The sequence below is a fragment of the Desulfuromusa ferrireducens genome, from assembly GCF_055389805.1.
The window spans coordinates 1,837,337-1,850,212 of sequence record NZ_AP042415.1 but is presented as its reverse complement, the minus strand read 5'-3'; the positions used below and the strand labels follow the sequence as shown (position 1 = coordinate 1,850,212).

Here is a 12,876-nt window from a genome sequence, read left to right as displayed (position 1 = left end):
CAAAAGTTAAAATTTCGGCCATGATCAGCAGAAGCGCCGTAAACTTATCTAAGCGGGTCATGGTCGTTATCGCTTAGCAGAGAGAACTATCCCGAAAACCTCGTCAATAAAACCCCGCCACGCCATTAGATAGTCAGCGCCCTCGACCTGAAAAGCGTCACTGTGCCGCGCCCCGGCAATGAGTACCAGCGTTTTTGGCTGATGGGCACTGGCAAACAGTTGCTGAGACATTTCTTGTGGCACAATTTGGTCCTGATCACCGTGCAGAATAAGCAATGGGCGCGACAATAACGTTACCTTCTGTAAGTTATCGAACTGCTCGCCGATAGTCCACCAGCCAAACAGGCCATAGGCTACCGGACCCAATTCTCTGGCGATGGCACGCAAAGAAGTAAAGGGAGCCTCAAGGATGACTCCAGCCGGCGGATCTTCCAACGCCATCTGCAGGGCGACGGCGGCGCCCATCGAACGACCGAAAAAAATCATCCGCTCAGCAGACCATCCCCGGATCCGCAGATAATCCAAAGCACCACGCGCATCCCTATACAGATCCTCCTCCGCTAAAGCCCGCCCTTTGCTGGCCCCGAAACCACGGTAATCAAAAATGAAGACCGGCAACCCAAGCCGATGCAGGTACTCGATATTCGGCACCCGATGACTGATATTCGCCGCATTGCCATGAAAAAACACCACCAGCGGCCGATCCGCTTCACCGGGGACATACCAGCCATGCAACTGGACAGCATCTGCGGTACGGAACCAGATTTCTTCAAATGCGATGTCTACTTGCGCGGGGGAACTGACCAGGTCTTTGGATGAGTTAAAAATATGCTCGATCTGAAAACTACAGCCAACCAAGACACAAAAAACAGCGGTGACCACGAGAAGTTGCAATTTGTGCCAGAATCCGGTTCGCTGCACCATGATGCTCTACCCCGCAGTTCTTTTGACAGCACGATAAAAGATGGGTTGGAAGCAACCAAGCAACGCTCAACGAAAGTTCTTCTCTCCACGAACCTGCCACCGTCCGCAGATTCTCCGAATCACAATATAGACGAATGAAGAATTGCAACCGACTCTCCGAGATGGTTGCAATTATAATTCAGAATTGACTGCATGCAAATGCAGCAAGCCTCTCTAGATATCCTTGCGCTTTAATCAGAGGCGTTTTCTTTCCTGCTGGTTCTGTGTTTAAATGATCGTTCTCAATTATTATTTCACACAGGGAGAGAATCCGATGAGCCATCGCTATATCATGACCGCCTTCGGCAAGGACCGCACCGGCATTGTTGCCGATGTCACTCGCCTGCTCTACGAAAATGAATGCAACTTGGAGGACACCAGCATGTCGATGCTGGCCGACGAGTTTACCCTCAGCCTACTTTTTTCCAGTCCGCAGACCGGGATAGAGGAGCAATTAGCCAAAGAGTGCCGACGACTGGAGTTGGAAAAGGGGATTTCGGCCTTTGTCAGACCGCTGCAGGCCGTGGAACAAAAAACGCAAAAGGGCTTTAAAACCTGCACCTTGCATATAGAAGGACTGGATCAGGCCGGGATCGTCTACAAGACCAGTCAGTTCCTCGCCGACCGGCAATTGAATATCCTTCAACTCACCTCAACGGCGACAGCATCCCCGCAGAGCGGCGCCACCGTCTACTCGATGGATATCCGCATTCAGGTCCCGGAAAGTCTTTCACTGGATCAGGTCGAGGAGGAATTAAGCAGCGTTGCCGACGAACTGCACGTCGATGTCATGATGTCGCGCTAGCCGGCAGAAAAAAAACAGAGGCTGTCAATCTCAACTGGCAGCCCTGTCTGGTTAACAAATATTGGATTTAAAAACGTCAGGACAACACTCGATACGGGCCAGTGGCATAACTGCGCAATTGCAACTGTCCGTCGTACTCCAGCAGAGCTTTAATCCGATCACGATTAACCGGATGCCGGACCCGCTGCAACACTGTGTCGGCTGGGCACCACTCAACTTCAGGGGTTTCGGCGCTCGGAGTCGGTTCTCCCGATGAATAACGGGCAGTAAAACAGAAGATGACCGTCGCCGGAGCGGACACTTTCGACCAGATGATCGCGGGCTTGGAATTACAGATGGTCACCCCGCTCTCCTCCAGAACTTCGCGGCTTAAGGCATAAACCAACGCCTCGCCTTCTTCCACCCGACCCTGCGGAATTTCCCAGCCACGGATATGGTGCTTGACCAGCAGGATTTCATCCTGATCATTGCGGATCAGACAGCTGACCACAACGACATGTTTCGGCTGCAACATCAATTCACCTCGCTGGCAGTGCGATCGGCTTCGATCTGAGTCTGCAACTTACTGTCCGCAGCAACCTTAGGCAACAGTAGCCACAGCCGGCCTTGCTGCTTCATCCGTCCAGCAATCGCACCGGCCTCATTGCCCATCCCCCAGAAGAAGTCAGCACGCACCCGCCCCTTGATTGCGCCACCGGTATCCTGAGCCACCATCAACTGCTGAAGCGGTTCTGCTTTGCCGGGAAAAGTCGTGGCAAGAAATACCGGAGCGCCCAACGGAATAGTGCGCGGATCGACAGCGAGGCTGCGCCGAGCAGTCAAAGGAATACCGAGTGCTCCCGGCGGTGAGGTGAAGTCAGACGACAGTTCACGAAAAAAGACATAACTGGGATTTTCAGCCAACAGTTTTTTCCCCGCCTCCGGGTTCTGCTCTACCCAGCGCCGAATGTTCTGCATCGACATCTGATCACGCGTCATCGCATTGCGTTCAAGCAACAGTTTACCAATCGAGCGGTAACGATGGCCGTTCTGGTTGGCATAATTGACCATCACTAGTTCACCATTCGGCAGACGAATTCGCCCCGAGCCCTGAATGTGAAGAAAAAACAGATCAACCGGATCCTCGACCCAGAAAAGTTCATGCCCGACAAGCGGATTTTCGCCGTTATCTATTTGACTCCGCTCAAAGTACGGCACCACTCGATTACCGACAACGCGACCTCTAAGGCGATAATTATTGAGTTCAGGGTAAATCTCATCAAGGTCGACAATCAGCAGATCACTCGGTTGCGAATAGAGAGGATACCGATATTTATCTGTCGGCACACGACTCCCAGGCAACTCCGGACCGTAGTAACCGGTGATCATCCCCTCAATGCTTCCATCCTCGTTACGGACTTGAAACGGCTGAAAGAAAGTTTCAAAAAAGTCTCTGGCGACCTGCTCGTCAACCAGATCGATTTTAACAGCCTCGGCACAAACCACCTGCCAACGAATTCGACGGGCAGTCGCCTTGCAACTCTGCTGAAAGACCGCCAGCGCCGCGGTCGGATCATCACTGCTCCAGCCCTCAACCTGATCCCAACCGACTGGCAGCAACGGTTCGACCTCAGTCAAAGGTGGCAGCTGCTCGATCGGCGGCGGTGGGAGTTCAGGAGTTTCTGTCACCGGTGGCGTTTTCCCCATACAGGCAGACAGAAATAAAACGCTGAGCAAAACGAAATACCATCTATTCATCGATTAATCCATACAGGAGGAAACTGTTCTTTAAATACAGAGGTTCAATTGTCGCAGAAGTGCAGCAGGGAATCCAGTCTTCTGGAAAATAACCAGAAGCAAGGAGCTTGCGGTGCCCAAAGAAGCTTAAAACATATCGATCGGGTCTACATCAATATAAAGCCCGACCCCTGCCTTAAAGCGATTTTCCACACTTTCAAGAAAGTTCAGCAGACAGCGGAGAGGTTGACGATGATCTGACTTAAGTAAAATTTGGAAGCGGTGTTTACCACGCAAACGGGACAGCGGACAGGGACTGGGCCCAAGCACTTCAACCGCCCCGGCAACAGCGGACAGTTCTGCGGCCAATTGTTCCGCCGCTCCCTTAACCTGTCCCAGATTATTGCTCGACAAGACCAGATTGACAAGATGTCCACAAGGGGGATAACCGAGTTCCTGACGAAAGGGAAGTTCCTGTTGGTAGAAATCAGGATAGTCCTGCTCGGCCGCACAGGTCAGAGCGTAGTGTTCGGGATTGTAGGTCTGGATCAGAACATCCCCACCGCCACTGGCGCGACCAGCGCGCCCTGCCACCTGGGTCAACAACGAGAAACTGCGCTCAGCGGCGCGAAAATCTGGCAAGTTGAGGATACTGTCGGCGCCAAGCACACCAACCAGCCGCACACCTGGAAAATCGTGACCTTTGGCAATCATCTGCGTGCCAACCAAAATATCGATCTCACCCGCCATCATTTTGCCGATCAGCCGCTGGTGCGCCCCCTTGCGACTGGTGGTATCACGATCCATGCGGGCAATCCGGGCTCCCGGAAACAGCTCCCCCAACTCTCCTTCAAGTCGTTCAGTGCCGGCCCCTTCAGGTTCTATGTTCAAACCCTGACACTCAGGACAAGCTGTTTTTAATGGTTCAGAGTAATCGCAGTAATGACATTTGAGCTGTCGGTCACGCTGATGAAAGGTTAAAGTAATTTCGCAGTTCGGACAGTGGAAGCTACTGCCGCAATCGGTGCAGAGCAAAAACGGGGCAAAGCCGCGGCGATTGAGCAACAACATGGCCTGCTCGCGCCGCTCAAGGGTTTGTTGCAACGCTTCTATCAGTTGATTCGACAGGGCGCCTTCGGGCTTCTGCTTACTCAAATCGACCAGCTCAACCTGCGGCATCTTTCCGGCATGGGCACGTTTAGCCAACGACAGATAGTTGATGACCCCTTGCTGACTGCGATAATAACTACCGAATGATGGCGTCGCGCTGCCAAGCAGAACGGCACAACCCTGCTGTTGGCCACGCACCAGGGCCAAATCGCGGGCACTATAACGGAAGCCCTCACCCTGCTTGTAGCTTGACTCGTGTTCTTCATCAACAATGATCAAACCGGGACGCTGCAATGGGGCAAAGATCGCCGAGCGCGCGCCAATAACGATCTGCGCCTGGCCACGGACAATCGCGCGCCAGGCATCATAGCGTTCGCCATCGGACAGCCCGCTGTGCAACACCGCCAGCTTTATACCACGCGCCTCAAAACGTGCCCGAAAGCGGGCCACCAGTTGCGGCGTCAGGGCAATTTCCGGGACCAGGACCAGGGCCTGTTTTTCCTGCCGCAGGCAATATTCCACCGCCCGCAAATAGACTTCGGTTTTGCCGCTGCCGGTCACCCCATGCAACAAAAATGATTGAAAAGTCCGCTCACCGATCGCCGCCGTAAGGCTATCGACCGCGGCCTGTTGCTCGGCGTTTAATATTAGTTCTTTGTCAGCGGGTAATGGTTCGGCTAAAAAAGGATCGCGCTGCTTTTCCTGCTGTTGTTCCGTAAGAAAGCCGAGCTCCACCAGCCGCTTAAGCGGCGCGTGAGGAGCGCCAAAAACCTCCCGTAGCCGGCTTAATTCAACCGGTTGCTGCTGATAAATAAAATCATACAACTGCCGCTGTTTTTCTCCACGCGGTCGTTCTTTTAAGTCAGTCACCGAATAAACCGATTCGAGGAGAATTTTAGTCGTCGATTTATCGCTGCCAAGCCCGGCCGGAAGAGCGGTACGCACCACCAATCCGAGTGGATGACAATAATACTCTGCAGCCCAGCGTAATAATTTTACCAACTCCGGAGTCAGCAGTGGCTGCTCGTCGAGTAGTTCTTTGATTTCTTTGAGCCCGTCACTGGAACCGCGGCGTAGTTCCAACAAAAAACCGACCGTGGTCCGTCGACCAAAAGGAATCCGCACCCGCATACCGACCTTAGCCTTTGTCGCCAAGGACGGCGGCACGGAATAGGAGAAAAGTTGTTTAAGCGGCGCGCTAACCGCGATGTCGGCAATTAATTCGGGCATCATTTATTTTCTATCAGGAGTCATTTCACGAGGCCATAAATTTAGCATAGTGGGACAACGACGGAGAGAGTTTTAATCACAAAAAACGACAACAGTTCAACCCCAGTGTTAAAGGGAAATTCTGCGCGAACAAAAAATCCCCCAACAACACGGGGGCTGCCGGGGGATTTTTTTGTTGTGCTGGCAAAACAGCTATTCTTCAGACAACACCGCGCTGGCCACCTGCTCGGCAAACTGGCGACAACTTTCCATATTTTCCTGAGTAGGGGTAAAACGGAAAGAAACCCCGTCAGCGACCAGCTTATACTTAAGGCCCGTCAGGCGCTGCTCAACCATTTTGACCGCTTCGCCGCTCCAACCGAAGGAACCGAACACCGCACCAAGCTTGGCCTTGGGCGTGACCGAAGAGATCAGCGACAGCGCGTGCCAGACCTGCGGCGGTGCGTCACGTTGAATTGTCGGAGTCCCGATCAGCAACATATCGGCATGCTCCAAGGCGTTGCGGTAGTCATCATCACGCATTTCGCTTACGGCAAAGGTCTCAACATCGACCCCCTGAGCGATCAATTCGGTTTTTATAACATTGGCCATGTCACGGGTATTGCCGTGCGAAGAGAGTACCGCCATCAGCGCCTTGGGGCGGCCATTGGAAGAAGGCGCGGCGCACCAGCGGGCATAGGATTCGATGGCAAACTGCCCGGAGGAGCGACGGATCGGTCCATGCGACGGACAGACCATCTTGATCGGCACTCCCTCGACTTTCTTCAGCGCATCCCGCACCTTGTCTTTAAAGGGACGGACAATACAGTCGAAGTAAAAGTGAAAATCGGCGTAGAACTCATTGATTTCATCGTCAAACAATCGATCCGAACAGTAGTGTGCACCAAAGGCATCACAGGAGAACAACAGCTCATCCTCAACCAGATACGTAAAAATGGTGTCCGGCCAGTGTAAATAGGGAGCCAGAACAAAACGCAGGGTTTTTCCACCCAGATCGATCTCATCGCCATCTTCGACCAGCACAACGTTAAACGGCTTATTCAGCAACTGCTTAAGAAAGTTTGCACCCGCCTTGCTGCAATAGATCTGCACGTCGGGATTAATTTCAATCATCTTCGCCACGACCCCGGAATGGTCCGGCTCGGTATGATTAACAACGATGATATCGACCTTTTCCGGAGCGACATGCTCACCAACCTTGCTAAGGAATTCGTCGGTGAATGGCGCTTTGACCGTATCAATCAAGGCCGTTTTCTCGCTGCCCTGAACCAGATAGGAATTGTAAGTCGTGCCATTGTGCGTGGGGAAAAGGTCATCAAAAACCCGCAGATCGGGATGACGCACTCCGACCCAGTGGACATTTTCTACAATCTGAATACTTTTATCCATCTGCTGATCCTCCTGGTAGATATGAGACACAATCAGTCAACTATAACTCAGGTATTAACACCGGGCAAGATAGAATTCTCGACTTTAAACTCAAAGTGTATAGCCGAGATATCCGAGCAGACCATTGATATCACTCATCAGTTCCGAGAACCCATCACCAGTCAAACTTTGCGCACCGTCGCACAATGCCTTGGCGGGATCGGGGTGAACCTCTACCATCAGACCATGTGCTCCAGCGACCAAAGCCGCCTTGCTCATTACAGCGACCAACTCGCGCTTACCGGTCGCGTGACTGGGATCAACAATTATCGGCAGATGGCTCATTTCGCGAATGAGCGGTATCACCGACAAATCAAGGGTATTGCGGGTAGTTTTTTCAAAGGTACGGATTCCCCGCTCACAGAGCACAACCTGGTTGTTCCCTTCAGCGACGATATATTCCGCCGCCGCGAGAAATTCCTCAATCGTCGCGCTCATGCCACGCTTAAGCAGAACCGGGTGGCCGGTCTTGCCAACTTCTTTGAGCAGGTCGAAGTTCTGCATATTACGGGCCCCGACCTGCAACATATCGGCATGCCGGCAAACAACATCGAGCTGCTCGATACGCATCACTTCGGTCACCACTGGTAGGCCACTCGCCTGACCGGCTTGTTGCAGATATTTCAGGCCATCGACACCAAGACCCTGAAAAGAGTGTGGTCCGGTGCGGGGTTTAAAGGCTCCGCCACGAAGCATCTGCGCACCACCCGCCTTTACCTGCTCGGCAGCGGTCAACATCTGCTCTTCGGTTTCAATCGAACAGGGTCCGGCAATAACGACAGGAACTTCACCATCTCCAAACCTGACCCCTTTGACATCAACGATTGTAGGTTCTGGATGGAAATCTCTCGACACCATCTTGTACGGTTTGCTGACGTGAATCGTTTCGCGAACACCAGGCAAAGTACGGATGCTCGAGTCATCGACATAACCCTGGTTTCCAAGCACGCCAATTGCTGTGCGCAAGCTCCCGGGGATCGGTTCAGCCTTGAGTCCCATGGCAGCGACAGAAGCGATGACCTGATCAATCTGTTCCTGGGTGGCATGGTGGTGCATGACAATTAGCATATGCGCTATCTCCTTGATTTATTATTGCCTCTCGACAATGTTGATACCGCTAAATATTGAATCGTAAGTGACAAACCGGGCAGCACTGCCTCAACGAGACTTGGCCCTGACCGCGAATGACACTATACACCGCGCCGCTTAAGATAGCTGCCAATCCGCTCCAAAGCGGTAACGATCTCATCTAAAGGGCGGGTATAAGAGAAACGCAAAAAGCCTTCTGCACCCGCGCCAAAATCAATCCCAGGGGTAACTGCAACCCCCGTTTTTTCAAGAATATCGAGGGACAGTCTTTGTGAGTCGTGATCTATATGGCGGGCATCTGCAAGGACATAAAAAGCCCCTTGAGGCTCGAAATGAACGCCAAAGCCAAGCTCACGCAGTCGTTTGACCAACTCTTTACGTCGCGTGTCATAGACGGCACGCATATCGGCAACATCCTCCTGACACTGTTGCAGAGCGGCAATCCCGCCACGTTGCACAAAATGATTGGCGCAGATAAGAAAATTCTGGTGCAAGGTTTGAAGCGTCCGCACACAAGACAGCGGTGAAATCAGGTACCCGAGCCGCCAGCCGGTCATGGCATAGGCCTTTGAAAAGCCGCCCAAAACAAAGGCATCCTGGGTAAATTCGAGAATACAGCGCTCTTCGCCCTCGTAGGTCAGACCGTGGTAGATCTCATCGGAAATAATCGGGATCGGCAATTCCGCCAAAGACTGCATCTGCGCGCCGGTGAGGACCGAACCGGCAGGGTTAGACGGTGAATTGATCAGCAGGCCACGAGTTTTATCACTTATTAAAGAGCGAACCTGCTCGGCCCGAGGCTGAAAGCCGTCTTCGGCTGCTGTGCGCAACAACACTGGCTGGCCACCGGAAAACTTAACAAAACCGGGATAGCAGGCATAGCTGGGATCGGGCAGAATCAGTTCATCGGCCTCTTCAAGCAAGGCGGAAAACAACAACAGCATCAGTGGACTGGTCCCGGAGGAAACAATCACCTGCTCGGGAAGCACCGCAACGCCGTACTGGTCATGGTAATAGCGACAAATTTCCTGGCGCAATTCGAGCAGCCCCAAGGAATGAGTATAAGACGTCGCCCCTTCGGCCAACGCCTGCCCAGTAGCCGCCAGGATCGCCGGCGGGGTGGCAAAATCGGGCTCCCCAAGGCAGAGATAAATAATATCCCGGCCGGCCGCTTCCATCTCTTTGGCGCGCTCCATGACCTCCATCGCCAAAAAGGGTGTAACCAGTTGGGAGCGTTTCGACAAATTAATATCCATGAACATCCTCCATCAGATTTGCCGCCAAGCTTAATCTCCGCTAAGTGCGATTGCAACCCCTTTCCCGGAGTCTGAAACCGCAACCGTTGCAATCAGCAGCGGCAGCAGGTAAAGTGACATCGACTTAGCAATGATCAGGAAGACGTAATGCCGATTCGAACCTTATTACTTCTGCTTACAACCCTGCTTATGATCCAGATTCCGCCGGTCCTCCACGCTGAAGAATCCGCTGAGATCAGCTCCCGCTTGCTAATAAACGCACTCGGCTGCAAAGGCTGTCATAAACTTGAAGGCGATGGCGGCAGCCTGGCTCCGGAACTTGACAAAATCGGCTCGCGACTGACTCGGGCGCAGATAAATAAACACCTTGCCGCCCATGCAACAACCCACAAAAACGGATTCATGCCTAGCTACAGCACAACTTCGCCAGCTGAGCTGACAAGCCTCAGTGACTTTCTCTATAACCTTCGCTAACAATTAGTAGACGATAAAACCATGCCACAGAGAATGACCCTGATAAGTTCGCCCGCATTTGTCCCCGAAGCACAACTGAAAAAAGCCGGCAGTTTTGCCGCCCTATTCGGCAACGACAACCCCTTGGTCTTGGAAATCGGTTGCGGCATCGGCGACTTTATTATTCAAATCGCTGCACGCCATCCGCAACAAAACTTTATCGCCATCGATATCTTCAACCAAGGCTGCCGGCAGACTTGCAGTCGGATCGAGACCTCCGGCTTAAACAATATCCGCATGATGCGGATCGAGGCCCGCTACCTGTTGCACCACTACCTGGGTAAAGACAGCCTGCAGGCGCTCTACATCAACTGTCCCGATCCATGGCCGAAAAAGAGCCATCGCAAGCGGCGGCTACTCAACAAAGACTTTCTCAACCAGGTCGTGTATTGCCTGCAACCGGGAGGGGAGCTCAACTTTACCACCGATTTCGCTGACTACGGTGAGACGACCGGCGAGTTGCTCGCTGCCGATAATCGCTTCGAAAACCAACACGCGACGCCCTATACGCACGAGCTTGGCGATTACCCAATCTCCAAATATATGCTTCGCTTTATCGAGCTGGGACAACCGATCTACTTTTGTCATTATACGAAAAAACACCATCTGGAGATCGCTCCCCCACGGCTATATAAGGGATTTCGTTTGCGCTGGGTTCAGGAGGAAGAGTGAGCCGGCTGACCGCTGACCTGCCGGGCACCGGCGGAATCTATAAGGAAGTTGCTGACGACTTTCAGGTGGAGGAGATTCCCCTCTACCCCTGTTCCGGCAGTGGTGAGCACCTTTATCTGTGGATCGAAAAGGTAGGGATCAGTACCCGTGAATTGATCGGCCAGCTCGGCAGAGCCCTACGTCTTAACGAACGCGAAATCGGCTACGCCGGCCTAAAAGACGCGCGGGCCCGGACCAAGCAGATGATTTCAGTCCCGGCACGCTGCGTCAACCAACTAAACAGCCTGCAACTGCGCCAAGCCAACATCCTACAACACAGTCTGCATGGTAACAAATTACGCCTTGGGCACTTAGCCGGAAATCGCTTTACCATCAGATTGCGCGATACCCACCCGGAAGCCGCAACACGCGCAGAAGCCATCTTGAAAATTCTAGAGCAACGCGGGGTTCCAAATCGGTTCGGAGAGCAGCGCTACGGCGTTCTCGGCAACTCCGCAAAGCTCGGCCAGCTGCTGCTGCATGGTAACTATGCTGAATTTTGCCGGGAAATGCTCGGCGACCCACAGTTGATCCGTAACAGTCAGTGGCAGGCAGCCGCCAGCGCCTATCGACAGGACAATATCTCCGAATGTCTGGCACTGTTCCCCAAGCAGATGCGCGACGAACGCCACCTAGTTCAGATACTCAACGAAGGCAAGGGGCACCGGCAAGCGGCTTTTTCGCTTCCTCGCAACCTGCTGCGGCTGTACCTTTCAGCCTGTCAATCGCAGCTTTTTGATCAATTATTGGAGCAGCGACTGCCTAATTTGCACCTATTGATTGATGGAGACATTGCCTTTAAGCACAATAATGGCGCCTGCTTTCGAGTTGAATCCTCGCAAGCAGAACAAGACCGGGCAGACCAATTCGAGATCAGCCCCACGGCCCCGCTGTTCGGCCATAAAGTCCTGCTCGCCAGCGGCCAGCCAGGGGAAGAAGAGCAGGCCCTTTTAGCGACAACCGAGCTAACGACGGCAAGCTGGCAGCAAGGAAAAGGCCTTGCAATGCCAGGCGAACGGCGACCACTGAGGGTACCGCTGCTGCTGCCAATGATAATTCCAGCGGCAGAAAAGCAACTCTCTGTCAGCTTTTCTCTGCCAAAAGGCAGCTATGCAACCAGCGTTCTGCATGAACTGATCAAATAAACTACGGCTAATGTTGGGAATATCCAGATTGACATGCTTTATTCAGTCTGATAAAAAACAGATAACAAAATATTGTTCTATTATTTCCCGGACTCTCATTTGCCGATGAAATTAAATCTTTCTGCGGGCAGTCTCTATACCCTTCCCCTGTTCAAAGCTTTCGAAATCGCTCGCGATGTCGGCTTTAACGGGGTTGAGGTCATCATCAATCATGATTTCGAGTTCAATGCCGGCATAGAACTGCTTGCCGAAGCCAGTGAGATACTGCCAATCGCCTCGCTACACGCGCCATTTTTCGACATAAATGGCTGGGGGAACAAAATTCAGCAGTTGGAAAAAACTATCAATCTCGCTAGCAAATTCTCGATACCATTAGTCAATTTCCACCCACCAGCATGGCTGACATTGGAACGGAAATTCTGGCGCTGGCTGAACCACATCGAAGATTTTCAAGCCCAAGTCGGGCACGATCAGGTCCTGCTGACGATAGAGAACATGCCTGCCAACGGCCCATGGGGATGCAATCCGCACTTCCTAAACAACACCAATGCGCTGATTGACTTCCTGCACAAACGCAACCTGTTTCTTACTTTTGACACGGCCCACATGGGCACCTGCAAAACAAACTTTCTGACAGATTTCCACTACTTGTACGATTCTGGCAGAATCCGCAATGTTCATTTTTCCGATTACGCCAACGGCAGAGAGCACCTCCTGCCAGGGCACGGCAAGCTCCCGCTGACCCGCTTTCTCAACCACCTTCACGAAACCGGTTACGACGGCACAGTCACACTGGAGCTAACGCCACACGAACTGCCGAAAGAGGAGGAACTGATTCGGGAACGCCTCTCCGATATTTTAGCTTATCTGTGTGAAGCAACCAACAACGGTATGAAAACCGCGATCTAAA

General features: G+C 52.6%; 12 protein-coding genes. 5 read left to right on the top strand and 7 right to left on the bottom strand.

Going from position 1 to position 12,876, the window contains the following annotated elements; all coding sequences use genetic code 11:
• Positions 1-66 precede the first annotated feature (66 nt).
• A complete protein-coding gene (locus tag ACZ5PT_RS08335; RefSeq protein WP_464266354.1) occupies positions 67-924 on the bottom strand; it encodes an alpha/beta hydrolase in 858 nt (285 codons plus the stop codon).
• 313 nt (positions 925-1,237) lie between these two features.
• Here ACZ5PT_RS08335 and ACZ5PT_RS08330 point away from each other — a divergent pair, with 313 nt between their 5' ends.
• Entirely contained in the window at positions 1,238-1,768 is a 531-nt protein-coding gene (locus ACZ5PT_RS08330) for a glycine cleavage system transcriptional repressor (RefSeq protein WP_464266353.1), read from the top strand.
• Positions 1,769-1,844: 76 nt separating this feature from the next.
• On the opposite strand, the gene ACZ5PT_RS08325 is transcribed toward ACZ5PT_RS08330, so the two are convergent.
• The 6 genes from ACZ5PT_RS08325 to ACZ5PT_RS08300 all read right to left on the bottom strand — a co-directional run bounded on the left by ACZ5PT_RS08325 (position 1,845) and on the right by ACZ5PT_RS08300 (position 9,597).
• Positions 1,845-2,282 carry an NUDIX hydrolase gene (locus ACZ5PT_RS08325; protein ID WP_464266352.1) on the bottom strand — a complete coding sequence of 146 codons (438 nt, stop codon included), beginning with the start codon at positions 2,280-2,282 and terminating at the stop codon, positions 1,845-1,847.
• Entirely contained in the window at positions 2,282-3,505 is a 1,224-nt protein-coding gene (mltA, locus tag ACZ5PT_RS08320; RefSeq protein WP_464266351.1) for a murein transglycosylase A, read from the bottom strand. Before mltA ends, ACZ5PT_RS08325 begins: the two co-directional genes overlap by 1 nt.
• Positions 3,506-3,631: 126 nt before the next feature.
• Positions 3,632-5,827, bottom strand: coding sequence for a primosomal protein N' (locus tag ACZ5PT_RS08315; protein ID WP_464266350.1), 2,196 nt, complete (start codon positions 5,825-5,827; stop codon positions 3,632-3,634).
• 189 nt (positions 5,828-6,016) lie between these two features.
• Positions 6,017-7,213: an FprA family A-type flavoprotein gene (locus ACZ5PT_RS08310; RefSeq protein WP_464266349.1), complete on the bottom strand. Its 1,197-nt coding sequence runs from the start codon at positions 7,211-7,213 to the stop codon at positions 6,017-6,019.
• A gap of 90 nt (positions 7,214-7,303) precedes the next feature.
• On the bottom strand, positions 7,304-8,320 hold the full coding sequence (gene aroF / locus ACZ5PT_RS08305) for a 3-deoxy-7-phosphoheptulonate synthase (RefSeq protein ID WP_464266348.1): 1,017 nt from the start codon (positions 8,318-8,320) through the stop codon (positions 7,304-7,306).
• A gap of 122 nt (positions 8,321-8,442) precedes the next feature.
• The gene (locus tag ACZ5PT_RS08300) at positions 8,443-9,597 is read right to left on the bottom strand and encodes a pyridoxal phosphate-dependent aminotransferase (RefSeq protein WP_464266347.1); all 1,155 of its coding nucleotides are present in this window, start codon (positions 9,595-9,597) and stop codon (positions 8,443-8,445) included.
• A gap of 147 nt (positions 9,598-9,744) precedes the next feature.
• Here ACZ5PT_RS08300 and ACZ5PT_RS08295 point away from each other — a divergent pair, with 147 nt between their 5' ends.
• The 4 genes from ACZ5PT_RS08295 (at position 9,745) to ACZ5PT_RS08280 (ending at position 12,875) form a co-directional block, all read left to right on the top strand.
• The gene (locus ACZ5PT_RS08295; protein WP_464266346.1) at positions 9,745-10,071 is read left to right on the top strand and encodes a c-type cytochrome; all 327 of its coding nucleotides are present in this window, start codon (positions 9,745-9,747) and stop codon (positions 10,069-10,071) included.
• Between the two features lie 21 nt (positions 10,072-10,092).
• Positions 10,093-10,782, top strand: a complete 690-nt coding sequence (gene trmB / locus ACZ5PT_RS08290) for a tRNA (guanosine(46)-N7)-methyltransferase TrmB (protein WP_464266345.1) — start codon at positions 10,093-10,095, stop codon at positions 10,780-10,782.
• A complete protein-coding gene (gene truD, locus ACZ5PT_RS08285) occupies positions 10,779-11,966 on the top strand; it encodes a tRNA pseudouridine(13) synthase TruD (RefSeq protein WP_464266344.1) in 1,188 nt (395 codons plus the stop codon). Before trmB ends, truD begins: the two co-directional genes overlap by 4 nt.
• A gap of 105 nt (positions 11,967-12,071) precedes the next feature.
• Positions 12,072-12,875, top strand: coding sequence for a sugar phosphate isomerase/epimerase family protein (locus tag ACZ5PT_RS08280; RefSeq protein ID WP_464266343.1), 804 nt, complete (start codon positions 12,072-12,074; stop codon positions 12,873-12,875).
• The last annotated feature ends 1 nt before the right edge of the window (position 12,876 follow it).

Coding starts and splice junctions, on each gene's coding strand:
- ACZ5PT_RS08335 (WP_464266354.1), bottom strand. CDS start 924: ATGGTGCAGCGAACCGGATTCTGGCACAAATTGCAACTTCTCGTGGTC.
- ACZ5PT_RS08330 (WP_464266353.1), top strand. CDS start 1,238: ATGAGCCATCGCTATATCATGACCGCCTTCGGCAAGGACCGCACCGGC.
- ACZ5PT_RS08325 (WP_464266352.1), bottom strand. CDS start 2,282: ATGTTGCAGCCGAAACATGTCGTTGTGGTCAGCTGTCTGATCCGCAAT.
- mltA (WP_464266351.1), bottom strand. CDS start 3,505: ATGAATAGATGGTATTTCGTTTTGCTCAGCGTTTTATTTCTGTCTGCC.
- ACZ5PT_RS08315 (WP_464266350.1), bottom strand. CDS start 5,827: ATGATGCCCGAATTAATTGCCGACATCGCGGTTAGCGCGCCGCTTAAA.
- ACZ5PT_RS08310 (WP_464266349.1), bottom strand. CDS start 7,213: ATGGATAAAAGTATTCAGATTGTAGAAAATGTCCACTGGGTCGGAGTG.
- aroF (WP_464266348.1), bottom strand. CDS start 8,320: ATGCTAATTGTCATGCACCACCATGCCACCCAGGAACAGATTGATCAG.
- ACZ5PT_RS08300 (WP_464266347.1), bottom strand. CDS start 9,597: ATGGATATTAATTTGTCGAAACGCTCCCAACTGGTTACACCCTTTTTG.
- ACZ5PT_RS08295 (WP_464266346.1), top strand. CDS start 9,745: ATGCCGATTCGAACCTTATTACTTCTGCTTACAACCCTGCTTATGATC.
- trmB (WP_464266345.1), top strand. CDS start 10,093: ATGCCACAGAGAATGACCCTGATAAGTTCGCCCGCATTTGTCCCCGAA.
- ACZ5PT_RS08280 (WP_464266343.1), top strand. CDS start 12,072: ATGAAATTAAATCTTTCTGCGGGCAGTCTCTATACCCTTCCCCTGTTC.